We start from the raw sequence: 25,219 nt of genomic DNA, 5'->3' as shown, positions 1-25,219 counted from the left end.
CTTTGCCCTGGGGCTGGGCTGGGCAGGAGCTGCCCGCCGGCCCGGGTCAGGGGCGGGCGGAGCGCTCGATCAAGCGGCCACGCCGAGCCAGGGCAGCGCCAGGTACAGCTTGATCACGATGGCGTTGCTGATGTCGATGAAGAAGGCGCCGACCATGGGCACCACCAGAAACGCCATCTGCGACGGCCCGTAGCGCTGGGTCACCGCCTGCATGTTGGCGATGGCGGTCGGGGTCGCGCCGAGGCCGAAGCCGCAATGGCCGGCCGCCAGAACCGCGGCGTCATAGTTGCGGCCCATGACGCGGAAGGTGACGAAGATCGCAAACAGCGCCATCACCAGGGTCTGCACGGCCAGCAGCGTCAGGATCGGCAGGGCCAGGGTGGCCAGGTCCCACAGCCGCAGCGACATCAAGGCAATTGCTAGGAACAGCGACAGGCTGACATTGCCCAGCAGCGACACCTCCTGATCGACGACCTGGTGCCAGCCCAGTGCCGACAGGCCGTTGCGCAACACCACCCCGACGAACAGCACGCAGACGAAGGTCGGCAACTCCAGCGCCGTGCCCTGGATCAAGTCACCGAGAAAGCTCCCGGCCTGCAGGCTGATGGCAACCAGGGCCAGGGTTTCGATGAAGCTCAGCGCGGTGATCTGCCGCTCCTTGTACGGCTGCTCATAGCCCCTGGGCAGGCGCGGCTCGGCCTGGGCAAGGCCGGGAGTCTGCACCCGCTTGACCAGCAGGCGGGCGACCGGTCCGCCGATCAAACCGCCCAGTACCAGGCCGAAGGTGGCCGAGGCCATGGCAATTTCCGGAGCCGAGGCCAGGCCGTACTGCTCCTTGAATACCGCCCCCCAGGCGCCGCCCGTACCGTGACCGCCGGACAGGGTCACCGAGCCGGCCAGCAGCCCCATCAACGGATCAAGCCCCAATGCCTTGGCCAGGCCGATGCCCATGGCGTTCTGCACCAACAGAAAAGCGGTCACCACCAGCAGGAAGATCGCCAGTTTGCGTCCGCCCTTTTTCAGGCTGGCAAAGTCCGCGCTCAGGCCGATGGTGGCGAAGAAGGCCAGCATCAAGGGCGCCTGCAGTGATTTGTCGATGCTGACCTCAATGTCTGCAAAAACTCGAAGCGCCAGAAGCAGCACGGCCACCACCAGGCCGCCCGCCACCGGTTCGGGGATGTTGTAGGCCCGCAGGAAACCGACCCGGGTGACAAGGCCCCGTCCCAGCAACAGCACCAATGACGCGGCCACCAGGGTTCCATAGAAGTCCAGTTGGACCATTCGCACACTCCTCGGTCTGGGTTCCCGGACGCGCTGCCTGCCTGCGGCGTCGACGGATTGGGTTGAGAAGCCTCAACCCGATGGATTAGGGGGCAAGGGCGGCCGTCACTGGCTTGCCTGCCTCAAGCATGATTTGCGCGCATTGCCCGGTGCCGACCGATCGGGCCGGAGCGGCGGATCGGCGTCATGACCGGCAATGCTTGGGGGGCGCTGCGGTCGCGTTGTCGCCGGCCGGAGCTTTGGTGCTTTGCCTGGGTCGTGTTCAAGCCGTTGATTCACCAGGTATTTCACCCCGGCAATGAAGCGCGGAGTTCAGCGCCACAGCGTTAAGCACGGATTAACAGTGGGACAGGCGCGGCTGGAAACCGGCTTTTTAAGAAATGTCCTAAAGAGCCGCCGGGTAGCGCCGGTCTTTTCCGCCATCCAGGTCGGTACTTTCTGATCCAGATCAGCACATTCGACTCAGCGACGCCCAGACTGACGGGCGCCGGACTCAAATCTGTCAATACCGGGCGCATAAGGGCATAGGGAAGAGGCCGCGCGGCTCCTTCTGTTGCGGGTGTCCCGCGCCTCAAGCCCCGTTTCGCCAGCCACCACCTGGCTGGCAACGCATTCAGTGGAGTCGCTATGTATCGCTTCAATGCACGGCTTTCCAGCGCTGAGCTGGTCGATACCCCGTTGCCGATCCAGGCCGGCGCTGCCGAGTCAGCCGGGCCGCTGGCGCCCGAACTGCTGCTACGCCTGCAGCGCTACTGGGACGCGGCCAACTACCTGTGCGTCGGCCAGATCTACCTGCAGGCCAACGCCTTGCTGCGTGAACCCTTGCGCCCCGAGCACATCAAGCCGCGGCTGCTGGGGCACTGGGGGACATCGGTCGGGCAGAGTTTCATCTACGTGCACCTGAACCGGCTGATCAGCGAGCGCGGCGTGCAGACCGTCTTCATTTCCGGGCCGGGCCATGGCGGCCCCACGCTCAACGCCTGCGCCTGGCTGGAGGGCACCTACAGTGAGGTGCACGCCGACGTCACTCAGGACGAAACCGGCATGCTGCGGCTGTTTCGCAGCTTCTCCACCCCCGGTGGCATACCCAGCCACTGCGGGCCGCATACCCCCAATTCACTGCACGAAGGCGGCGAGCTGGGCTATTCGCTGTTGCACGCCTTCGGTGCGGTGTTCGACAACCCGGACTTGCTGGTGGCCTGTGTCGTCGGTGACGGCGAAGCCGAGACCTGCCCGCTGGAGGGCAGTTGGAAGAGCGTGCACTTTCTGGACCCGCGGCGTGACGGCGCGGTGCTGCCGATCCTGCACCTCAACGGCTACAAGATTTCCGGGCCGACGGTGGAGGCGCGCCTGGCCGATGAAGATTTGCTGGAGCTGTATCGCGGGCGCGGTTATCAGCCGCAGATCGTCGCCGGTGACGATTTGCCCGGGATGCATCAACGCTTCGCCGCGGCGCTCAATGACTGTCACGACCAGATCCTGTCGATCCAGGCGCAGGCCAGGACCCTCGGCTCGCCGGTACGGGCGCGCTGGCCGCTGATCATCCTGCGCAGCCCCAAGGGCTGGACCGGTCCGAAAGTGGTGGACGGCCTGCCGGTGGAGGGCACCTTCCGCGCGCATCAGGTGCCCCTGGCCAATGTCCGCGACAATCCCGAGCACCTGCAGCAGCTGGAGAGCTGGATGCGCAGCTATGCGCCGGCCACCTTGTTCAGTGACAGCGGGGCGTTGCTGCCCGAACTCCAGGCCCTGACGCCACCGGCCGAGTTGCGCATGGGCGCGGTGCCCCATGTGAATGGCGGCCGGCGGCTGATCGCCCTGGAGCTGCCGGATTTCGCCCACTACGGGCTGCAGGTCCCAGGCCCCGGGCAGGTGATTGCCGAGGCACCGCGCAAGCTCGGCGAGTACCTGCGGGACGTGATGCGCAACAACCCGCGCAACTTTCGTGTGTTCGGCCCCGATGAAACCAACTCCAACCGCCTCAATGCGGTATTCGAAGCCGACCGGCGCACCGCCTGCGGCCCGTGCCTGTCGATCGACGATCGGCTGGCGCCGGACGGCCGGGTCATGGAGGTGCTCAGCGAGCACCTGTGCGAAGGCTGGCTGGAGGGCTATCTGCTGACCGGTCGCCACGGCATGTGGTCGACCTACGAGGCCTTCGCCCAGGTGGTGGATTCGATGGTCACCCAGCACGCCAAATGGCTGCAGCAGAGCAAGGAGTTTGCCTGGCGGCGCCCCTTGGCGTCGCTGAACATCCTGATCACCAGTCATGCCTGGCGCAACGACCACAACGGCTTCAGCCATCAGTCCACCGGGTTTGTCGACAATGTGCTGCAGCGCCGATCCGACGTGGTACGGGTGTACTACCCGCCGGACGCCAATTGCCTGCTGAATGTGTTTGATCACTGCCTGCGCAGCCGCGACTGCATCAACGTGGTGACCTGCGGCAAACAGCCGGATTTTCAGTGGCTGGATTTCGCTACGGCGCTGCAGCACTGCTCCCAGGGCGCTTCGATCTGGGCGTTCGCCAGCAATGACCACGGGCAGCGGCCCGATGTGGTCCTGGCCTGCGCCGGCGATGTGCCCACGGCGGAAGCGGTAGCGGCCAGCTGGCTGCTGCAGAAGCATGTCCCGGGCATCCGCGTCAGGCTGGTCAATGTGGTGGACCTGGGCATTCTCGCCGCGCCCCAGGACCGGCCCCACGGCATGGACCATCTGGCGTTCGAAGCGCTGTTCACCGGCGATGTGCCGGTGATGTTCGCCTTTCATGGTTCGACCTGGGTGATCCACTCCATGGTCCATGGCCGGGCCAACGAAGCGCGCTTCCATGTACGCGGCTTCAGCGATCGCGGCAGCACCACCACGCCTTTCGACATGGTGGTGCTGAACAACATGAGCCGCTATCAACTGGCGCTGGACGCCTTGACCCATGTGCCGCGCCTGCAGGAGCAGGCGCGGCCGGCGGTGGAGCATTTCCAGAGCCAGCTGCGCCGCCACCAGCTGTGGATCCGCGAGCATTTCGAAGACCTGCCGGAAATCCGCAACTGGAGCTGGACCGCGGATTTCAGCGAGCGGCACAGCCCGCCGCCGCTGGCCCAAGGGCAGCTCAGGGGGCCAGCGTACAGCGACACCTGAGTGCGCTGCGCCCGAGGTCCTTGACCCGGGCGCAGGGCCCGCTGCCAGCAGCCAGGTCACGCTTCATCCGCCGGGTTGTTCGGTGTTAAAGTCGCGCCCCATGAAATTGTCCCGCCCCGACCGCTCACTGATTGCCTGGACCCTGTATTTTTGCGTCCTGTTCAATGTGTTCGCCTGCGGCTTGGGGCACGGCCAGATGATGGGCCTGGCCCTCAACGGTGTGGGCGGGCAGTTCTGCTCCTCCCTGGGCAGCAAGGCCCCGCTGCAGCAGTCCGACTTCAGCGACCAGAGCGCCAGCACCTGGGCCGGCAGCTTCTCCTGCCCGGTCTGTTCGGGAGCGGCCCTGAGTCTGGTCCTGCTGTTCTGCCTGAGCTGGCTGCTGCGTATCGGCCAGTTCCGGCGCCATAGCCTTGAACCGCGCTGCAAGGCGCCCCCGCGCTACTCCTGGCCCTCGGCCAATCCCCGAGCCTCCCCGCTGATCTGAGCTCGCAAGCGGACAGCCGCCTTCGCCGCTGACCGCCGGTAGGTCTGTCTCCCTCCTGCCTCTGGCTGCCGTTCGCGGCCGTGGCTGCGTGACTGAATGCAGGCCGTTCGATTCTCAAGATGTGGAGGGCGTGGCATGAACGCTTTTCAACGCGGGCGCCCTGACCTGGGCGCGCGCCGCTGATGTTCGGGTGCGGGCTGCGCAATGCCAGCCGGCAGAACGCCTGGGTCGCGGCGTTCCTGGCCATTGTGCTGAAGATCACGGCGCTGCCCATGGCCAGTGCCATGGGCACCCTGAGCCTGGAGCAACTGCTGGCGGGCAGTTTCTGTTCGTCCGGCGGCGTGCGGCTTGCCGTGGCCCTGGACAAAGAGCCGGCCAGTTCGGCGGTGCAGGGCGATTCGGGCCATTGCTGCTGCTCACAGTCGATCGGCGCTGCGCCGCTGGGGGCGTCTTCCCGGTCTTGCCGGTCTTCCTCGGCCTGGCACCGGGCCTGCCGAGCGGCCGGCCGCTGAGGCTGACGCCTCGCCAACGCTGGCCGTCGATCAATCCCCGGGCTTCTCCCCACGCTGATGCATGACCGTTGTCATTCGCGCGTCCCCACGGCCGGTGGCCGAGGACGTGTTCATGGTTATTGCAAAGATGCAAAGGAGCACCACATGGCTCGAATCATTCACGGCCGGCGACAGCCGCCACGGCCCGTGGCCGCCAATCTGGACAAGGGTCGCCGGAGGCTGGCATGCGCGCACTAGCGATCCCCTCTGGCGTCAGCCGTCTGCTGAGTAAAAGCACGCGGGGCCCCAACCACGGCGACTTTCTGCTGCCGTTTCCCGATTACCCGAGCAACGCTCGCAGCTTCGTGCACCTGGATGCGCGCCTGCTGCCGTACTGGCACACCCTGTTCGATGTCTGCCCCGGGCTGCTCAAGCTTGATCCGCCGGACGGCTTGAACATCTTTCGTGGCTTCATGACCTGGGCCTACCGCAATCATCCGCCGCTGAACTGGACCTATTACCTGAGCCTGTGCCGCTGGCTGCTGGGGTCGCGCTACGCAGCGCGGATCAATGCGGAGCATATCGAGGCGTTCATGAGCGCCGCGGCCGCGCGCTGGATCAACACCGACGACAGTCAGGCCCGTGGGCTGGTACTGGCCTGGCGCGAATCTGCGGACTGGGTGTTCGACTGGAAGGTGGCGCCGCGTCTGGTGCCGCAGGCCGAGGGCGGGCCGGAGGAGTACCCGCCGGTGCCCTGGGACTTTGCCTGGTGCCCGTTGAGCGCCAAGGGCGGCGCGGGCTTTCGTCGTTGGTTGCCGATTCCCTGAGACGGCTATCCGCCCAGGGCTGATGCCCGGCAGACCCCGGGTCTGCCGGGCACCTTGGGTTACCGCGGCAGCAGCACGCTGTCCACCACGTGAATCACCCCATTGGACTGCATGACATCGGCGATGCTGATCGCGGATTTGCCGCCTTTGGCGTCGATGACCCAGAGCTTGCCTTCATAGGGTTTGACCGTCAGGGCTTCACCCTGGACGGTCTTGAGCATCACCTGTCCGCCATGTTGCTTGGCCTCGATCAGCAGTTGCCCGGCGGTGTGGGTTCCGGGCACCACATGGTAGGTCAGGACCTTGCTCAGATCGGCCTTGTGCTCAGGCTTGAGCAGGGTGTCGACGGTGCCGGCCGGCAGCTTGGCGAACGCCTCGTTGGTGGGGGCAAACACGGTGAACGGGCCTTTGCTGTTGAGGGTGTCCACCAGCCCCGCGGCCTTGACCGCCGCGACCAGGGTGGTGTGGTCCTTGGAGTTGACCGCGTTTTCCACGATGGTTTTGCTCGGGTACATCGCAGCGCCGCCGACCATCACCGAATCAGCGGCGAATCCGCTGAGCGGGGCAGTGACGGAGAATACGGCAAAGCAGACAGCGGCCAGGCGCTTGCTAAACGTGTGCATGATGCAGCTCCTCGATTATTCGGCCCTCCTGATGAGGGTGCTGAATGTACGGGGCCCATCGGCAAACGGATGCGGCGCTGGCCGATTTTTCTCGGCAGCGCTCGCTCAAGCGACTCGGCAGTGGCTGCCCGGTCTGCACTGCAAGGGCAGAACAGGGCAGGGCGCGCGGCGCCTTACTTCGACATCCAATCGATCACCGCCTTGTAGTCCTCGGCGCTGCAATCCATGCACAGGCCCCGGGGCGGCATGGCATTGAAGCCTTCGGTCACGTGCTTGACCAGGACCTCGGTGCCTTGCGCCAGGCGCGGTTTCCAGGCCTGCTGATCGCCCTTTTTCGGTGCCATGGGCAACTGCCCGCTGTGGCAGGCGGTGCAGGCGCGGTTGAACACCGCCTCCGGGTCCTGGGCGGCGTGGGCGCTGGTGAATGCGAGTAAACAGGCGGCAGCCAGTAGCGTCTTCATGATGGTCCTCATCGTGTTCTTATCATCAGGTTGTCGCGCACGGGCGCGATCGACGCAGTGTAGGGAGGGGGTTTTTACACCCCCACTGCGACCGCCCGCCGCAGGTGCCGGCCGCCAGCGCTGAGTTAGGCGATCCACCGGCCGGCGGCGGGCAATCTGTGGCAGGTTGTCGCACATCAGGCCGGCAAAGCCTGCGTGCTAGATTGCCGGCCGACGGGATGCTTTCTCCAGGCAGGGTTACATCACGTCACTGAGTGCCGGTGTTTCGCGAGGAGCCCGGCACTCTTTTGCAGATTTCACGGGGCGGGCCAGCATCTCGATGCCCGCCGTCACCCTTGGCCACGGCGTCCCCCGTCGCCAGCCACCCCCTTGCCAGTTCCCCCTTCGACAGCTCCCGGGCCCGGGCGGGCTGGCGATCTTTGGCCCGTTCATGAGCTGGGCGCAGCAGCGGCTGTCACCGAACGGGACCTGTCACCTGTGGCTGGATGTCGGGCTGTAGCCATCGCGCGTTGCCCGGCAAGTGCTCCCGACCTTGCGCGACCAGTTGATGCTGGCCTCGGCGGTGCGCTGGGCCATCGGTGACCGCAGCCAAGGGCGCCATTGGCTGTTGCGTGGGGATGATCAGGGTTTTCCCATCGCTCGCCGCAGGAGGGGTGGCCGTTCCAGTCCGCGGACCCGGGTTATTGGCGCTGCGGCGGAATGTCGCAGGCATGGTTTTCCGCGCTCAATGGTCGGGGAGGGCTGCCGAGGCTCTACGTCAACATATTGGCTAAAAGTTCATTGTTTTTTAGAAATGGCCAGAACTAGACGTAATATTGACGTAATGGCTTTTTCACCCCAGTATGCGCTCGCTGAGCAATTGATTTTATTGATGTTTTTTTGACGCCAACATCATCGGATCGGCTCGGGCCAAGGCGCTAGAGCCTTCGGCAAACCACAGCTCCCCGGAAAATGACGCCCATGGCAGCTATTAGCCAGGGTGTTTTCAACCGGTGTGCTAGCTTGAATCGGCGTAGCGACGAAATTTTCCTTGGGATGATCTATGTCTTCTGAACGGATACTGGTTACGGGTGGCGCCGGTTTCATTGGTTCCCACTTGGTCGATGCGTTGTTGGCCAAAGGCTATGCCGTTCATGTTCTGGATGATCTGTCCACCGGCAAGACCAGCAATCTGCCGCTGACCCATCACGGCCTGAAACTCACGGTCGGTGATGTCGCCGATGCCACGCTCCTGGCCACGGCCATGAGCGGCTGCGACGCGGTGGTGCACCTGGCGGCGGTGGCTTCGGTGCAGGCCTCGGTCGAAGACCCGGTACGCACCCATCAGAGCAACTTCATCGGCACGCTGCGGGTCTGCGAGGCCATGGTCGCGGCGGGTATCCGCCGGGTGGTGTTCGCTTCCAGCGCGGCGGTGTACGGCAACAACGGCGAGGGCACCGCGATTGGCGAGGACACGCCCAAGTCGCCCCTCACGCCCTACGCAGCGGACAAGCTCGCCAGCGAGTACTACCTGGATTTCTACCGCCGTCAGCATGGCCTGGAGCCGGTGATCCTGCGCTTTTTCAACATCTTCGGGCCGCGCCAGGATCCTTCCTCGCCGTACTCCGGGGTGATCAGCATCTTCAGCGAACGGGCCAGGAGCCAGCAGCCGATCACCCTGTTCGGCGATGGCGGGCAGACCCGGGATTTCGTCTATGTCGCCGACCTGGTGAAGATCCTGGTCCAGGGCCTGGAGCAACCTGCGCCCGCGATCGATGCCACCAACGTCGGCCTGGGTGGCGTGACCAGCCTCAACGACCTGATCGCGACCCTGCAACAGATCAGCGGCCAGCCGCTGAAGGTGAATCATGCCGCGACGCGATCCGGTGATATCCGCCATTCGAAGGCCGACAACCGACGTTTGCGCGAGCGCTTCGATCTGGGGACGCCGACCCGCCTCGGGGAGGGCCTGGCGCAGCTGTACCGCAGTCTCTAGCTTCCTGGCCTTGAGCGTTCCGGCGAGCCGGAGCTCGACAGCCTGATGGTGTGCCGATTGATCTACTGAAGAGTGAGTTATGGACATCGAGTTTCGCAGGGGGCGTGTCTTCAACATGGTTCGGCGCCTGTTTACCGCATTGGCCTTGTGTGCAACCCCTTCGCTGGTACAGGCGGCGCCGGCGGCGCCTGCCAGCGTCGGCTTCTGGTACGCCGAACGACCTCCGCTGGAGGAGTTGGCGCAGTACGAGTGGGCGGTGGTCGAGCCCGGTCATATGAGCACTGCGGATGTCGCCACCTTGCGCAAGCTGGGCAGCCAGCCGTTCGCCTACCTGTCGGTGGGCGAGTTCGACGGTGACCGCGCGGCGCTGGACAAGCAGGCCCTGACCCAGGGCGCCAGCGCCATCCGCAACAAGGCCTGGGACAGCCAGGTGATGGACATCGCCACCCCGGCCTGGCGCGAACACCTGTTCAAGCGCGCCAAGGCCTTGCAGGACCAGGGCTATGCCGGCCTGTTCCTCGATACCCTGGACAGTTTCCAGCTGCTGCCTGAAGCCCAGCGCGAAGCGCAACGCCAGGCCCTGGCCTCGTTCCTGCGGGAGCTGCACAGCCGTCTGCCCAACCTCAAGCTGTTCTTCAACCGTGGCTTCGAGGTGCTGGGGGAGCTGGACGGCGTGGCCGCGGCCGTGGCCGTCGAATCGATCCATGCCGGCTGGGATGCCGCGGCCAAGCGTTATCGGCCGGTTTCCGAGTCCGATCGCAACTGGCTCGAAGGTGAACTCAAGCCACTGCGGGCCAAAAACATTCCCCTGGTGGCCATCGACTACTTGCCACCCAACCGCCGCGAAGAAGCGCGCAAGCTGGCCCGCCAACTGAGTCAGGAAGGCTTTATCCCGGTGGTCACCACCCCGGACCTCAACGCCATCGGCCTGAGCACCGTGGAAGTGCAGCCGCGGCGCATCGCCATGCTCTACGACCCGCGTGAAGGCGAACTCTACGATCACGCCGGGCATCGCATGCTCGGCGGCCTGCTGGAATACCTGGGCTACCGCGTGGACTACCTGCCGGCCGACGACAGCCTGCCGTCCTACAGCTTCGCCGGGCTGTACGCCGGGGTGGTGGTGTGGATGACCAGCGGCCCGCCCCAGGACAGCCGCGCCTTCAGCCACTGGATCGGCCAGCGCCTGGACGAACAGGTACCGCTGGCCATCATGGCCGGCCTGCCGATCGAAGACCGTGCACTGCTCAAGCGCCTGGGACTGGGCCTGGCGGCGCCGGGAACCCGTGGAAACCTGCAGGTGCTGAGCCAGGACAAGAGCCTGATCGGTGCCTTTGAAGCACCGGTGGTGGCGCGGACCCGTGAACTGACCCGGGTCACGCTGCTGCCCGACGGACCGAAACCGGCCTTGCTGCTGGGGGACGACAAGGGCGGCAAATATGCCCCCGTGGTCATCGGCACTTGGGGCGGCATGGCCCTGGCCCCTTATGTGGTGGAGGCCAATGTCGAGCGCAGCCGCTGGATGCTCGACCCGTTCGCCTTTATCCAGAAGGCCCTGCGCCTGCCGGCGCAACCGCGCCCGGACACCACCACCGAGAACGGCCGGCGGATCGCCACGGTGCACATCGACGGCGACGGCTTTCCGTCCCACGCCGAAGTGCGCGGCACCCCGTATTCCGGGCGCCAGGTGCTGGATGACTACATCCGGCCCAACCCGTACCTGACCTCGGTGTCGATCATCGAAGGGGAGATCGGGCCCAAGGGCATGTCGCCGTTCCTCGCCCGGGAACTGGAGCCGATCGCCCAGGAGATCTTTGCCGATCCCAAGGTCGAGGTGGCCACCCACACCTACAGCCACCCGTTCTACATGCAGCCGGACAAGGCCAAGAAGGACGAGGACTTCCACGCCGAATACGGCCTGCGCCTGAACATCCCGGGGTACAAGACCCTGGACTACAAGCGCGAGATCTACGGCTCGCGGGACTACATCAACAGCCGCCTGACCACCGCGCAGAAGCCGGTGAAGCTTATCTTCTGGCCGGGGGACGCGCTGCCCAGCGCCGACACCATCAAGATGGCCTACGCCGCCGGGCTGAAAAACGTCAACGGCGGACAGACCATCCTGACCAAGGCCAACCCGTCGCTGACCGGCCTCTATCCCTTGCTGCGTCCCACCGAGGGCGGCCTGCAGTACTACGCGCCGGTGATCAACGAGAACATGTACACCAACCTCTGGAAGGGCCCGTACTACGGTTTCCGCGATGTGATCGACACCTTCGAGCTGACCGACAGCCCGCGGCGCCTGCGCGGCATTCACCTGTACTACCACTTCTATTCGGGCACCAAGCAGGCCTCGATCAAGGCCATGACCGACATCTACCGGTTCATGCGTGGCCAGCAGCCGCTGTCCTTGTGGATGAGCGACTACCTGGACCGGGTCCACGGTCTGTACCAGGCCAGCCTGGCCCGTACCGCCGAAGGCGACTGGCAGGTGCGCGGCCTGGATGGCTTGCGCACCCTGCGCCTGGACCCTGAGCTCGGCTGGCCGGATCTGGGGCGCTCCCGAGGCGTGGCCGGGGTCCGTGATCTGCCCCAGGGGCGCTATGTGGCCTTGAGCAGCGATCATCCGTTGCTGGCCCTGCGTCCCGAGCGTGATCCGCGTCCGGCCCTGGAGCTGGCGAACATTCCCCTGCGCGACTGGCGTTATGTGAATGACCGGCAAGTGACGTTCTCCTTTGCCGGCCAGTTCAACCTGGAGTTCTCGGTGCGGTCGGCCAGCGCCTGCCGGGTCGAGGTCCAGGGGCAACGTTACGCCGGCAAGTCCGAACAGGGCCTGTGGCATTTCCAACTTCCTTTGAAGCAGGTGAGTGATGGCCAACTCTTCTGCAACTGACAAGGCCCCGCGGGCGCGGCTGCTCAATCCCTGGGCCTTGCTGCTGGTGGCGATTGCCGTCGGCGTGCTGCTGTGGGCGACCTATCGCAACGAAGACGCCTTCCGGCCCAAGGGCGGGCAACCGGACGAGGTGTCCGCCAGCTATGCCGAAGTGCTGCTGGCCGCGCACCCGGAAAACAGCGAATTGCGCACCCAGCTGCTGGATCTGCTGATCCAGCTGGGCGACTACCCCAAGGCGGAAAAACACCTGGCCGAGTGGCCGCAACCCGACCCGGCGCTCAAGGCCTACTACCGTTTGCAGCTCGATGCCCTGGCGCTGAACAACAGCACCGACAGCGCCGCGTTGCAGGCCCTGGCCGAGCGCTTCAAGGCCTTCGATTACCGTTCCTTGCCCAGCCCGCAGTTGGAGCGCCTGGCTTCCCTGGCCCTGGCGGCCCAGGCCCCGGGGCTGGCAGCGGATGCCTACGCCGAGCTGGCGCGTCGCGATCCCAAGCAGGGTCAGCACTGGCTGCCCGAGGCGGCGCGCTGGTACCAGGCCAGCGAACAGCCCGGACGCGCCGCCGACCTTTATGTGCAACTGCTCGATGCCAGCCAGGCCCCCGACGTGCGCCGCCAGCTCCTGCAGCAAGCCTTCACCACCCTGGTGGCGGCGGATCGTGGCGATCAGGCCGCCGAGCTGCTGGCCCGGGAACTGGCGACCCAGCCCGAGGCTGAATTCGATGCCGGACTGCTGGACCAGGGCGTCGATGTGGCGATTGCCCACAACCGTGCGGACCTGGCCGAGCAGTTCTTCAGCGCCTGGCGCAAGTTGCAGCCCGACAGCCCGGAGGTCCTGGCCAAGGAGTTCAAGCAGCGCCTGGCCTTCGGCGACCTCAACGGCGCCCATGCGGTAGGCGTGCAACTGCTGGAACTGCGCCCGGAGGATCCGGCACTGCTGGAGCAGATGGCCCATCTCGCCGAGTGGCAGGGCGATTCGGCCTCGGCGCTGGGCTACTGGATCAGCCTGAGCAAGCTGCGTCACGACCCGGCGCAGTTCGAACACACCTGGCGCCTGGCCATGCAGACCTACGACTTCGACCGTGGCATTCCGTTGCTGGCCGGGATCATGGACACCCGGGCCCTGAGTAACGTCGAGCTCGACGCCCTGGTGTACGCCGAAGAGTCCCGCGGCACCCCCGAGCGGGCGGAAGCATGGCTGCGCCGCTACGTCGCCAAGTACCCCAAGCACCGGCTGGCCTGGGTACGTCTGTTGCAGAACCTGGAAAACACCGAGCAGTACCCGGAGCGCCTGGCGGTCTGGAAGAACTTCGCCAAGCGGTATCCGCTGACCAGCACCGAACGGGTGGACTGGGCCAACAACTACCTCAAGCTGTTTGACAGCCAGTCGGCGTGGAAGGTGATCACCGCGGTCGATGGCAACAAGATCGACGACCTCAACTACTGGCAGTCCCGCGCCTCCCTGGCTTGGGACCTGGAGCTGGACGATGAGCTGCAGCTGGCGCTGGAGAGGATGCTGGCGATCAAGGGCTCGCTCAACAGCGGTGACGAGAGTCAGCTGATCGCCCTGTATCGCACCCGCGATCCGCGCAAGGCCCTGCAGTTGACCGTCGACAGCTGGCGCCAGGGGCACAATCCCCAGCGTCTGGTGGCCGCCCTGCAACTGGCCCAGGAGCTTCAGGACTGGCCGCTGGTGGTCGACCTGCTCAAGGAAGCCGAGCAGTACCCGGACGCCGCCGATCAGTCCCAGGTGCTGGCCGCCCGCGGCGCCCTGGCGGTGCAGCAGGGCAACAGCGACGACGCGTTGCGCCTGTATCGCCTGGGCTTGAGCCGGTTCCCGGATGACAACACCTTCCGCGAACGCCTGCTGTGGCTGTATGTCGACCTGGGGCGCAGTGCCGAGATCAAGCCGCTGTTGCAGCAATGGCGCTCCCTGGCCCGCAGCGACAGCACCTTGTGGCTGCCATTTGCCGCCGCCAGCCAGCTGGTGGGGCGCAATACCGAGGCCCTGGCCTGGTATCGCCTGTACCTGCAGGGCAACTCGCAGGACTGGATGGTCCAGGCTGCCTATGCCGATGCCCTGGAAAGTGCAGGTTATGCCGACTCGGCCCAGCGCCTGCGGCTCAAGCTCGATCGCCAGGTGACCGCGGAGCAGATCCGCGCCACGCCACAGGGCTATGCCACCTGGCTGCGCCTGCTGGCCAGCAGCTATTCGTCGCGCAAGGCGCAGAACAAGGCCATGCAATGGCAGGACGGTTCCAAGCCGATGCTGCAGCTGTGGTTCGATCAATTCCTTGCTCGCCTGGATGACCTCAATCAGTCGGCGCAGAAGGACGAGTGGCTGGCCTGGGCCCGCAGCCGGGGCCTGAAGATCAGCAGCTACGAACAGATCCAGGAAGCCTTGCGCGGCAGTAACCGCCAGGCCCTGGAGCGTCTGGTGGCCGGCGGCAGCCTTGATCCGGCGCAGCAGGTCGAGGCCCTGAACAGCCTCGGGCGCGGCGGCGAAGCGTTGGCCACCGGGCTGTCGGCGCTGGGTGACGACCAGCCGGCATCCCTGCGTGAGCAACTGCGACGCCAGACCATCGAGATGACCGAGCGCACGCCCCAGGGCGTGCAACTGGCCTGGGAGCGCCAGGACTACGGCGGACTGGTGTTCAACGGCCCGCGGCTGACCGCCGCGCGTTACCTCAACGACAACTGGTACGCCAAGCTGGTGCTGGAGCAGGGCCGCTACAGCGGCGACACCCTCGATACCGCGCGCCTGGGCAACGAGACCAATACCGAGCTGACCCTGCAGCGTCAGGTGGAGAACGGCAACTACAAGCTGATCTTCGACAGCAGCCTGCGCAAGGACGATGACCGCAACGGCCTGGGCATCAGTCGCAGCTGGCAGGTGGACAGCGGCAACGAACTGGACCTGGGCGCCGACTGGCACCGCAAGAACGAAGACAGCGGCCTGATGCGTGCCTTCGGCCAGCAGGACGATCTCTGGGTCGGTGGCCGGCATCGCTACTCGGCCCGCGACCAGCTGTCCTGGAACCTGGCCCAGCGCTGGTTCTCGACCCGCGGCGGCGATGACCTGGGCAGCGGTCAGGCGCTGAAGATCGAGTTCGACCACACCCTGCAGTTCGAAGGTCCGAACTGGGAACTGCGCAGCGGCATCGACTACCAGCAGAACAGCCTGAACAACCGGGCGCTGCCCAACCTGGCCAATACCCTGGGCGGAGGCATCGATCTGGCCGGCATCCAGCTCGACGACCCGAACCAGATCAACAGCCAGACCCTGCTGCAGAAACGCTATGGCCAGCTGTTCTTCGGCAGCGCCTGGCGCCGCGGCTTCCCGGGGGCGCTGAACCGCACGCGCGGGCAGTACACCTGGCTGGTGGACGTCAGCTCCGGCTGGCAGTGGACCGACAACACCATCAACTACGCCATCAGTACCGGTATCGGCACCGAGGTGATAGGGGATGACGAATTGGCAGTGACGTTCGGTTACCAGTCGGCGCCGCAAGGCGGAACCGGCAAATCCGGCGGCACTGCAGGTGTCAGCTACAGCGTGCGTTTTGGACGCTGATCATGGAATTCAAAGAGGAGTGAACCTTATGCAATCCCTTCGTTGCGTGAGTCTGGCGATGGCCGCCTTGCTGATGGCCGGGTGCACCAGCTTTACCGGTCAAAGCAGCCCGGAACTGTCGAAAAATGCCCGCTGGGGCGTGTTGCCGCTGGTCAACTATTCGCAGACGCCCCAGGCCGGCGAGCGCAGTGAGCAGATCCTGCTCAGCGTGCTCAGCAGTCGTGGCCTGCAACCCCAGGTCTACAGCGGCGCGCCGGGGCAGGGCGAGCCGGCCCTGCTGGACGATAGCGAACGTCTGGCCGGGGCCATGGACTGGGCCCGCGAGCAGAAGCTCGACTATGTGGTGTCCGGCAGTGTCGAAGAGTGGCAGTACAAGAACGGCCTGGACGGCGAACCGGCAGTGGGCATCAGCCTGCGGGTCGTCGAGGCGGGCACGGGCAAGGTGCTGTGGAGCAACAGCGGCGCCCGTGCCGGCTGGTCGCGCGAGAGCCTGGCCGGTGCGGCGCAGAAGGTCCTCGACAAACTGGTCGGCGGCCTGCGGATCGAGTGACGGCCATGAACTCTCCACACATGGACTACGCGCTGGCGCCCCGGGCCAGCGGTCCGGCGTCATGGCTGGAAACCTTCCTGGTGACCGCCCTGGTCATCGGCGTCGGCCTGTGGCTGGCGCCCCAGGACCCGCTGCAGGTGCAGGGCGAGTTTCCCTGGTCGGTGCTGGCGCCGCTGTTGCTGGGGGTGCGCTACGGCTTTGTCCGCGGTCTGATCAGCGCTAGCCTGCTGGTGGCGGCATTTTTCGTCCTGCGTCAGAACGGACTGCCGGGCTACGCCCAGATCGCGCCGTCCTACATTGTCGGCGTGCTGGTCTGCGGCATGCTGGTGGGCGAGGTGCGCGACCTGTGGGAGCGGCGGCTGCTGCGCTTGCAGATGGCCAACGAGTATCGCCAGTACCGGCTCGACGACTTCACCCGGGCCCATCAGATTCTGCGGGTGTCCCACGATCGCCTGGAGCAGCGCCTGGCCGGCAGCGACCAGAGCCTGCGCAGCTCGTTGCTGGGGCTGCGTGAGCGGCTGCGGGCGGCGCCCAATGGCGACGATGCCCTGACCCTGCTGGCCGAGCCGGTGCTGACCCTGCTGGGCCAGTACGGTTCGTTGCGGGTCGCCGGGCTGTACCGAGTGCAACAGGGCGCCAGCGCGGCTCCCCAGCTGAGCCTGCTGGCCTCCATCGGCACCATGCCCGCCCTGGACGACAAGGACCTGCTGGTGCGCCTGTGCCTGGAGCGCGAGGAGCTGGTGAGCGTGCGCGAGGAGCTGCTCGACAGCGGCGGACAAGCCTCGGTGTCATCGCTGCAGGCCTGCATCCCGCTGGTGGACACCCAGGGGCAGGTGCTGGCGGTACTGGCGGTGCGGCAGATGCCGTTCTTCGCCTTCCAGGAACGCACCCTCAGCCTGCTGGCCCTGCTGGCCGGGCACATCGCCGACTTGCTGCACGCCGATTCCCAGGTGTTGCAACTGCAGGACGCCGACAGTCAGCAGTTCACGCGCCAGCTCAAGCGTTCGCTGGTGGATGTCGAGCGCCACGGCCTGTCCGGCTGCCTCTATGCCTTCGAACTGACCCAGCCCAACGACGAACTGACGCGGCTGTTCGAACGCAGTCAGCGCGGACTGGACCTGCACCTGAGCCTGGTCAACGACCGCGGGCACGGGCTGCTGCTGGTGCTCCTGCCCCTGACCAGCAGCGAGGGTGCCCAGGGTTATCTGGCGCGCCTGGGCAAGCTGGTGCACGAGCACTTCGGCATGAGCGTGGAACTGGCGAGCCTGGGGGTCAAGGTGTTGCCTTATGACCTGGAGTCGGCCCGGCAACGGGATGGACTGCGTAACTTTCTGTACAACGAGTGTGGCCTGAATGATCAGCAAGTGGCTGTTTAGCGGAGCGCTGTTTTTCGAGGTCGGGAGCTGGGCCAGCCTGACGGCGCAGTTGCCCGACCTGCAGGTCGCGCTGCTGTATGCAATGAGTCACGCCATCGCCTGCGCGCTGCTCACCGCGGCGGTCTGGCTGCTGCTGCCGGCGCGTTATCGGCGGCCGTTGCCCTGGAGCCCGCTGTTCATTTTCAGCCTGGCGTTCTTTGTTCCGCTGCTGGGTTCGGTCGGGGTGATCGCGGCGATCTTTCCGGCGTTGTACCTGCCGCGCAAGCGCGAGGTGCAGATGTGGCAGGCGGTGGGCATTCCCGACCTGCCGTTTCGCGCCCAGACCCAATTGCACTCGCCGACCTTCGGCGACAGCGGCTTGCAGGATGTGCTGCGCCACGCCCCGGACCCCGACCAGCGCCTGGCGGCGTTGCTCGCCACCCGCAGGATGCCGGGCAAGGAAGCGGTGCCGATTCTCAAGCTGGCCCTGGGCGACCCCAGCGACGATGTGCGCCTGCTGGCGTATTCGATGCTCGACAAACAGGAAACCGACATCAACCAGCGGATCCAGGCGTCGCTTGCGCAGTTGCCCGGTGCGGTGCCGAAGAAGGCCGGCGCCTTGCACGCGACCCTGGCGCGCTGGTACTGGGAGCTGGCTTACCTGGGGCTGGCCCAGGGCAGCGTGCAGCAGCACGTGCTGGGCCAGGCCGGTGAACATGCCGAACTGGCGCTGCAGGCGGGCGAGGGCGGCGAACTGCTGTTGCTGGCCGGACGCATCGCCCTTGAACGCGGCGATATCGGCAAGGCCCGGCTGCACATGCACCAGGCCCAGGAGGCGGGCATGGACCCGGGCAAGGTCTTGCCGTTCCAGGCCGAGATCGCCTTTGAAAGTGGCAACTATGCCGAGATTCCCGGGCTGTTGAAGAGCCTGCCGCCGCAAATGCAGCAACGTCCGCCCTTTGCCGGGCTGGTAAGGACCTGGACATGAAAAGCGCCGTCGACCCGACCCCCATTGCCGATGTCTGCCTGCTCCTCGAAGGCACCTGGCCCTATGTGCGCGGTGGCGTCTCCAGCTGGATCCACCAGATGATCCTCGGCCTGCCGCAGTTGACCTTTTCCGTGCTGTTCATCGGGGGCCAGCGTGAAGCCTATGGCCAGCGCCGCTATGAGATTCCGGCCAACGTGGTGCACATCGAGGAGGTCTACCTGGAGGAGGCGTGGCGCAACCCCAGGCACAAGCGCGTGGCCCACAGCGCCTCGCTGGAAGAGCTGAGCAACCTTTACCGGTACCTGCACAACCCGGAGAAACCGCCCGCCGAGCTGGGTATCCGCGTGCTCGATTCCCTGGCCCAGGCGCGGATCACCCTGGACGACGTGCTCTACAGCCGCCCCAGCTGGGAGGCGCTGACCGAAGGCTACGAGCAGCATTGCGCCGATCCGTCCTTCGTCAATTACTTCTGGACCCTGCGCACCATGCAATCGCCGCTGCTGATGCTGGCCGCCGCGGCCCGGCGCATGCCGCGGGCCCGGGTCCTGCACTCGATTTCCACCGGCTACGCCGGGCTGGTGGGCTGCCTGCTCAAGCAGCTGTGGGGCTGCCAGTTCCTGCTCAGCGAGCACGGCATCTACACCAAGGAACGCAAGATCGACCTGGCCCAGGCCAGCTGGATCGCCGAAAGCAGCAACCAGGCGCTCAACGACAGCATGGACAGCGGTTCGGGCTATATCCGCATGCTCTGGGTGCGCTTTTTCGAACGCATCGGTCATCTGGTCTACGAGAGCGCCGACCAGATCATTGCCCTGTACGACGGCAACCGCCAACGGCAGATCAAGGACGGCGCGCCGCCGGAGCGCACCCAGGTGATTCCCAACGGCATCAACCTGCAGCTCTGGACCCAGGCCCTTGAGTCCCGTGCCGCCGGCATCGCGCCGGTGGTCGGGCTGATTGGCCGGGTGGTGCCGATCAAGGACGTGAAGACCTTCCTGCGGGCCATGCGCGGCGTGGTCAGCGTCATGCCCCAGGTGGAGGGCTGGATCGTCGGCCCGGAAGAGGAAGACCCGGAGTACGTCGCCGAGTGTCGCAGCCTGGTGGCCAGTCTCGGCCTGGAACAGAAGGTGCTGTTCCTCGGTTTCCAGAAAATCCAGGACATCCTGCCGCAACTGGGCCTGATGGTCCTGACCTCCATCAGCGAGGCCCAGCCGCTGGTGATTCTCGAAGCCTGGGCCGCCGGCACGCCGGTGGTCAGCAGCGACGTCGGCTCCTGCCGGGAGCTGATCGAGGGCGGCGCAGCGGTCGACCGCGATCTGGGGCTGGCCGGGGAGGTGGTGGCGATCGCCGATCCCCAGGCCACGTCCCAGGCGATCATCGATCTGCTGCGCAGCCCCGAACGCTGGCAGTCGGCCCAGGCCGCCGGCCTGGCACGGGTGCACCGCTACTACAGCGAAACCCTGATGATCGAGCGCTATCGCACGCTGTATGACAACGCCATGGGCGCCACACACAAGGAGGCTGGGTAAATGGCCGGCATCGGTTTCGAACTGCGCAAGATTCTCTCCCGCGACTCCTACACCGCGACCCTGCATGCCTATGTCTACGCCGGCCTGATCAGTTCCGGGCCCTGGGTGCTGTCGATTCTCAGCGTGATGCTGGTGGGGGTGATCAGCCTCGGGCTGGTGGTACCGGAGGTGCTGATCCGCCAGTTTCTGATCACCGTGACCTACCTGATGGCCACCTCGCTGATCCTCACCGGCGGCTTGCAGCTGTTTTTCACCCGTTTCGTCTCCGACCGCCTGTTCGAGCGCAAGTACGAGCAGATCCTGCCGAACCTGATCGGTGTGCTGTTGCTGGTGACCCTGGGCTCCGGCGTGCTGGGCATCCTGCTGCTGGTCACCCTGTTCGACCAGCCGCTGATCTACCGCCTGATGACCCTGGCCAACTTCGTGGTGCTGTGCAATCTGTGGCTGGTGATCATCTTCCTCTCGGGGATGAAGGCCTATAACCGCATCCTGCTGGTGATGCTGGCGGGCTACGCACTGATGGTGGGCAGCGCGTTCTTCCTGCGGCACATGGGCATGGAAGGGCTGCTGCTGGCGTTGTTGCTGGGCCACAGCTCGCTGCTGTTCCTGTTCCTGTACGACATCCTGCGCGAGTACCGCGCGGAAAAGCTGGTGGCCTTCGACTTCCTCGACCGCCGCCAGGTGTTTGTCAGCCTGCTGCTGACCGGGCTTTGCTACAACCTGGGGATCTGGATCGACAAGTTCATCTTCTGGTTCAACCCGGACACCTCCAGCCAGGTGATCGGGCCGCTGCGGGCGTCGATCCTGTATGACCTGCCGATCTTCCTCGCCTACCTGGCGATCATTCCCGGCATGGCGGTGTTCCTGGTGCGGATCGAAACCGACTTCGCCGAGTGGTACGACCGGCTGTTTCGCGCCGTGCGCGACGGCGAAACCCTGCAGCACATCGGTTCGCTGAAAGCCGAGATGACCTTCTCGATCCGCCAGGGCCTGCTGGAAATCTGCAAGGTCCAGGGCCTGACCGTGGTCCTGCTGTTTCTCTTCGGGCCGCGCCTGCTGGAGTGGCTGGGGATGTCCAGCTACTACCTGCCGCTGTTCTACATCGACCTGATCGGGGTGAGCATCCAGGTGGTGTTCATGGCGATCCTCAACGTGTTCTTCTACCTCGACAAACGGGCGATCGTGCTGGAGCTGTGCCTGTTCTTCGTCGCCCTCAACGCCGGGTTGACCCTGCTCAGCCTGCACCTGGGACCGAGCTACTTCGGCTATGGCTTCACCTTGTCGCTGCTGGTCTGCGTGCTGCTGGGACTGGCGCGGTTGTCGACGGCGCTGGATGACCTGGAGTACGAGACCTTCATGCTCTCGCGCTAAGGCTCGGCAGAGCAGGGCCGGCGCCACTCCCCACCGCGGCGTGAGGCCTTTGAGTCACCGGCCTGGATCCCTGGCCAGCGCTAGCGTCTCACCCGGTGCTTTCACGGGCTGGAGAGCCCGCGACCTGCCAGCGGGGCGCTGGGCCAGGGTGATGAACAAGGATCTGCCAAGGCTCACCCACGTTGGCCACGGCCGCCGCGTCACCGTCCAGCAGCGCGCCGAGGCTGAACTGTTCGCCATTGGCCTCACTGATCGCCAGGTCGCAGCGCAACGGCGAGCGTCCGAGGTATTTGTGCACCCCATGCCCGCGCCTGCGCAGCAGAGCCGTGGGCTGGCTCCCCGGTATCAGTGGTCGGCAATAAAAAGCGGAGCCTACCTAGGGGGGGTGAAATGACTGGCGAAAGTACATAACCCCTTCGATCGACGCAAAAGCTGCTCCAGCTCATGGCGATCAGCGGCTCGATTCGCTTGAATACGCGCCCTCGCGTCGCCTGGCCAAACAATAGAGGGTCGCCAGAGCGCAGCCCAAACATACAACGCACTATTTCGAAAGGACTCGGCATGTCGTTATCGCGCTGTCTATCTGGCCTGTCCAACTTGTTGCACTACCGCCGCGAATGGTTCCGCGCCGACCTGCGGGCCGGGTTGTCCGTGGCGGCAATCCAGATCCCGATCGCCATCGCCTATGCGCAGATTGTCGGCCTGCCGCCGCAGTACGGGCTGTACGCCTGTGTGCTGCCGATGATCGTCTATGCCTTGATCGGCAGCTCGCGGCAACTGATGGTCGGTCCCGATGCCGCCACCTGCGCCATGCTCGGCGGGGCCGTGGCGCCTTTGGCCATGGGCGATCTGCAGCGAACCGTCGAATTGTCGATGATCGTCACCGTGCTGGTGGGCCTGATGCTGATCGCCGCCGGGATCGCCCGGGCGGGTTTTATCGCCAGCTTCTTCTCGCGGCCGATCCTCATCGGCTACCTCAACGGCATCGGTCTGAGCCTGATCGCCGGGCAAATGGGCAAGGTGGTGGGCTTCAAGATCGAAGGCGACGGCTTCATTCTCGGGCTGGCGGACTTTCTCCAGCGTCTGGGGGAGATCCACGGCCTGACCCTGGCCGTTGGCCTGGCCAGCCTGGGCCTTCTGATCTGGCTGCCGCGACGCTACCCGCGGCTGCCGGCGGCGCTGCTGACGGTGGCGCTGTTCACCTTGCTGGCTGGGCTATTGGGCTTCGACCGCCTCGGAGTGGCGATCCTCGGGCATGTGCCGGCCGGGATTCCCGAGTTGTCCTGGCCCAAGACCAGCCTGGAGGAAAGCAAGAGCCTGCTGCGCGACGCGCTGGGCATCGCCACCGTGAGCTTTTGCAGCGCCATGCTCACTGCCCGCAGCTTCGCCGCGCGCCATGGCTACGCGATCAACGCCAATCATGAGTTCATCGCCCTGGGCCTGAGCAACCTGGCGGCCGGCGCCTCCCAGGGCTTTGCCATCAGCGGCGCGGATTCGCGTACCGCGGTCAATGACATGGCCGGAGGCAAGAGCCAGTTGGTGGGCATCATCGCCGCCCTGGCGATCGCGCTGATTCTGCTGTTTTTCACCGCGCCCATGGCGTGGATTCCGCAGCCGGCCCTGGGCGCGGTGCTGTTGATGGCGGGCTGGGGCTTGCTCGACGTCAAGTCCCTGAAGCAAATCTACCGGCTCAGCGGCTTCGAGTTCTGGCTGTGCCTGCTGACCACCGTCAGCGTGCTGGGGCTGGGCGTGCTGCCGGGCATCATGTTCGCCGTGACCCTGGCCATCCTGCGCCTGCTGTACAGCATCTACCAACCCACCGACGCGGTGCTGGGCTGGATGCCGGGCATCGAAGGCCAGGTGGATATCAGGCAATACCCGCAAGCGCGCACGGTGCCCGGCCTGGTGGTGTATCGCTTCGACGACGCGATCCTGTTCTTCAACGCCGACTACTTCAAGATGCGCCTGCTCGACACCGTGCAGCGCGAGAGCGAAGCCGAGGTGGTGCTGTTCGATGCCGAGGCGGTGACCGATATCGATGTCAGCGGCATCGCGGTGCTGCGGGAAATCCGCGAGACCCTGGCCGCCCAAGGCATCTACTTCGCGATCGCCCGTGCTCGCGGCACTTTCCTGGCGATGCTGGAACGCTCGGGGATGACCCGGGAAATGGACAGCCAGTTGCTGTTCGGTTCGGTGCGTTCGGGGATCAGGACCTACCGCATATGGCGCAACAGCATGCGCGGCAAGCAATGAAGCAGAGGACGCTGAGCGGCACGCAGGCCAGCGCCGGCGTGCCGATGGCGCCGAAGCGCAGGGCCTGGTAATTGACGCTCAGCGCCACCTGGGCGCCGTAAGTGCCCCCCCGATGGCGACCCGGGTCGGCCCGGCCCATTCGCTGCTGCCCCCCGGCGTACCGCCCGCTGCGGCGGTTGCCAGAAGCGGGCAGGACCGGGAAACCGACTCTGCGGGCATGCGCCAGATTCAAGGGAGAAGAGGGCGGCCGTGGGTCAGGGCGCGTCGAAGTAGGATTTTCGTATTCTCTCCAGCGAGCCGTCCTTGCGCAGCGCCTCGACCGCCGCGCTCAGCTTGCGCACCAACGCCGCGTCGCAGTCTCGGGAGCAGGCCAGGTACAGATCGCTGCTCATGAAGGCCGGACTGACCTGCAGCGGTTGAGTTGACACTTTGCGCCAGATGCTTTGGGTTTCGGGAATGCCGTTGAACCAGGCGTCGACCCGTCCCATCAGCAGCAATTGCGCCGGGTTCTCGCCAATTTCAAACGGATAGATCTGGTTGTCGCTGAAGCCTTCGGCCCGGAGCTTCTGCTCTTGGGCGCTGCCTCGGCCAACGGCGATCCGGGCATAGGTTTCCCGCGCCTGCTGCAGGGTTTCCACGCGCTTGTGGAGGCTGAAGAAGGCGCGGTCCATGGTCATGATGGGCGCGATCCAGGTGTAATCGGCCTCTCTTTCCGGCGTGCGGGTCAGGGGAATGATCAGCTTGTCGACGCCCTTGCGCACGCGTTGCTGGGCGCGTGCCCAAGGCACTTGCACAAAGTTCAGCGCATATCCGGCCCGGGTCGCCGCTTTCAGTGTCACGTCGCCGACGATGCCATGCAGGCCGGACTGGTCCAGCATCGATAAAGGCGGCGCTTCGGCAAAGTACAGGTCGACGCTACGGGGCTCTGCGCCAGACACCGAGGGCATCCAGACCACCGCCGCGAGCAGCGTCGTCAGGATCAGCGCCCCCCACTGGCGCAACGATTGACTCACTTGAGTCATGGCAGTAACTCAACAAACAGTGGCATTTCATGCTCTCGGATTAACGCTGCGTATTCGACACCTGCAAAGACCGACCCGCAACGACCTGCAAAACGTGCCGCCAAGATTAGAGGGTTATGTGCAGAGATGGACGGATTTGCCGGATTATTTTGACCGCTGATCGCCATCACGGTTCAGGGCCGACGCCAGCGGTGAGGGCCGCGACGGGCAGGCGCTGACACTCGGGTTGCACAGCCGTGGGCAGCGCCCCATCCATCGCCCCCTGGCTTGTCCTGCCCGGGCCCCGTTCCCGCTGCATGCGCGATCCGGGCCTGCGGGGCATTTGCGGGACAGCCTTAAGTTTTAGTTAAAACGCTTTAATCAAACTGCTGATTATCATTCGCAATTGGCTGACTCAGACTGCGTTCGTGCCTCCA

Annotated in this window: 18 protein-coding genes; 13 read left to right on the top strand and 5 right to left on the bottom strand. The window is 65.5% G+C overall.

All coding sequences use genetic code 11. The annotated features are described in order from the left end of the window. Positions 1-69 precede the first annotated feature (69 nt). Positions 70-1,281 (bottom strand): sodium/glutamate symporter, encoded by a 1,212-nt coding sequence (gltS, locus tag ACMGG8_RS19850; RefSeq protein WP_060843541.1) that lies wholly within the window; start codon positions 1,279-1,281, stop codon positions 70-72. 627 nt (positions 1,282-1,908) lie between these two features. Between gltS and ACMGG8_RS19845 the strand changes: the two genes are divergently transcribed. The 4 genes from ACMGG8_RS19845 to ACMGG8_RS19830 all read left to right on the top strand — a co-directional run bounded on the left by ACMGG8_RS19845 (position 1,909) and on the right by ACMGG8_RS19830 (position 6,215). Further along, positions 1,909-4,413: a phosphoketolase gene (locus tag ACMGG8_RS19845; RefSeq protein WP_414158245.1), complete on the top strand. Its 2,505-nt coding sequence runs from the start codon at positions 1,909-1,911 to the stop codon at positions 4,411-4,413. 100 nt (positions 4,414-4,513) lie between these two features. After that, a complete protein-coding gene (locus ACMGG8_RS19840; RefSeq protein WP_060843543.1) occupies positions 4,514-4,897 on the top strand; it encodes a DUF2946 domain-containing protein in 384 nt (127 codons plus the stop codon). A gap of 182 nt (positions 4,898-5,079) precedes the next feature. Then, on the top strand, positions 5,080-5,409 hold the full coding sequence (locus ACMGG8_RS19835; protein WP_414158244.1) for a DUF2946 family protein: 330 nt from the start codon (positions 5,080-5,082) through the stop codon (positions 5,407-5,409). A gap of 224 nt (positions 5,410-5,633) precedes the next feature. Beyond that, complete coding sequence (locus ACMGG8_RS19830; protein ID WP_060843545.1) at positions 5,634-6,215, top strand: putative natural product biosynthesis protein; 582 nt, start codon at positions 5,634-5,636, stop codon at positions 6,213-6,215. A 59-nt stretch (positions 6,216-6,274) separates the two neighbouring features. Here the strand turns inward: ACMGG8_RS19830 and ACMGG8_RS19825 are convergent, their stop codons facing one another. Both ACMGG8_RS19825 and ACMGG8_RS19820 read right to left on the bottom strand, forming a co-directional pair. After that, positions 6,275-6,838 (bottom strand): fasciclin domain-containing protein, encoded by a 564-nt coding sequence (locus ACMGG8_RS19825; RefSeq protein ID WP_060843546.1) that lies wholly within the window; start codon positions 6,836-6,838, stop codon positions 6,275-6,277. A 173-nt stretch (positions 6,839-7,011) separates the two neighbouring features. Next, positions 7,012-7,302 carry a c-type cytochrome gene (locus tag ACMGG8_RS19820; protein ID WP_414159959.1) on the bottom strand — a complete coding sequence of 97 codons (291 nt, stop codon included), beginning with the start codon at positions 7,300-7,302 and terminating at the stop codon, positions 7,012-7,014. 1,039 nt (positions 7,303-8,341) lie between these two features. On the opposite strand from ACMGG8_RS19820, the gene ACMGG8_RS19815 reads away from it, so the two are divergent. The 8 genes from ACMGG8_RS19815 (at position 8,342) to pelG (ending at position 21,528) form a co-directional block, all read left to right on the top strand. Beyond that, complete coding sequence (locus ACMGG8_RS19815) at positions 8,342-9,274, top strand: NAD-dependent epimerase/dehydratase family protein (protein ID WP_060839220.1); 933 nt, start codon at positions 8,342-8,344, stop codon at positions 9,272-9,274. Positions 9,275-9,353: 79 nt separating this feature from the next. Further along, positions 9,354-12,164: a bifunctional glycoside hydrolase 114/ polysaccharide deacetylase family protein gene (locus tag ACMGG8_RS19810; protein ID WP_060839221.1), complete on the top strand. Its 2,811-nt coding sequence runs from the start codon at positions 9,354-9,356 to the stop codon at positions 12,162-12,164. After that, on the top strand, positions 12,142-15,735 hold the full coding sequence (locus ACMGG8_RS19805) for a tetratricopeptide repeat protein (RefSeq protein WP_414158243.1): 3,594 nt from the start codon (positions 12,142-12,144) through the stop codon (positions 15,733-15,735). The genes ACMGG8_RS19810 and ACMGG8_RS19805 overlap by 23 nt, the downstream gene beginning before the upstream one ends. A 28-nt stretch (positions 15,736-15,763) precedes the next feature. Next, positions 15,764-16,285: a hypothetical protein gene (locus tag ACMGG8_RS19800; RefSeq protein ID WP_060839223.1), complete on the top strand. Its 522-nt coding sequence runs from the start codon at positions 15,764-15,766 to the stop codon at positions 16,283-16,285. A 5-nt stretch (positions 16,286-16,290) separates the two neighbouring features. Then, complete coding sequence (locus ACMGG8_RS19795; RefSeq protein WP_060839224.1) at positions 16,291-17,661, top strand: PelD GGDEF domain-containing protein; 1,371 nt, start codon at positions 16,291-16,293, stop codon at positions 17,659-17,661. Next, complete coding sequence (locus ACMGG8_RS19790; protein ID WP_414158242.1) at positions 17,639-18,628, top strand: HEAT repeat domain-containing protein; 990 nt, start codon at positions 17,639-17,641, stop codon at positions 18,626-18,628. Before ACMGG8_RS19795 ends, ACMGG8_RS19790 begins: the two co-directional genes overlap by 23 nt. Next, complete coding sequence (gene pelF, locus ACMGG8_RS19785; RefSeq protein WP_414158241.1) at positions 18,625-20,157, top strand: GT4 family glycosyltransferase PelF; 1,533 nt, start codon at positions 18,625-18,627, stop codon at positions 20,155-20,157. The genes ACMGG8_RS19790 and pelF overlap by 4 nt, the downstream gene beginning before the upstream one ends. Beyond that, entirely contained in the window at positions 20,158-21,528 is a 1,371-nt protein-coding gene (gene pelG / locus ACMGG8_RS19780) for an exopolysaccharide Pel transporter PelG (RefSeq protein WP_060839227.1), read from the top strand. Between the two features lie 88 nt (positions 21,529-21,616). Here pelG and ACMGG8_RS19775 read toward each other — a convergent pair whose 3' ends face one another. Beyond that, a complete protein-coding gene (locus ACMGG8_RS19775) occupies positions 21,617-21,826 on the bottom strand; it encodes a hypothetical protein (protein WP_414158240.1) in 210 nt (69 codons plus the stop codon). A gap of 263 nt (positions 21,827-22,089) precedes the next feature. On the opposite strand from ACMGG8_RS19775, the gene ACMGG8_RS19770 reads away from it, so the two are divergent. Continuing rightward, positions 22,090-23,781, top strand: coding sequence for a SulP family inorganic anion transporter (locus ACMGG8_RS19770; RefSeq protein ID WP_414158239.1), 1,692 nt, complete (start codon positions 22,090-22,092; stop codon positions 23,779-23,781). A 254-nt stretch (positions 23,782-24,035) separates the two neighbouring features. Here the strand turns inward: ACMGG8_RS19770 and ACMGG8_RS19765 are convergent, their stop codons facing one another. Next, positions 24,036-24,803 (bottom strand): substrate-binding periplasmic protein, encoded by a 768-nt coding sequence (locus ACMGG8_RS19765; protein WP_414158238.1) that lies wholly within the window; start codon positions 24,801-24,803, stop codon positions 24,036-24,038. Positions 24,804-25,219: the final 416 nt, after the last annotated feature.

This window comes from Pseudomonas sp. BNK-45 (genome assembly GCF_047456255.1).
Classification (GTDB): domain Bacteria; phylum Pseudomonadota; class Gammaproteobacteria; order Pseudomonadales; family Pseudomonadaceae; genus Aquipseudomonas.
This window is presented reverse-complemented; position numbering and strand designations above follow the sequence as displayed.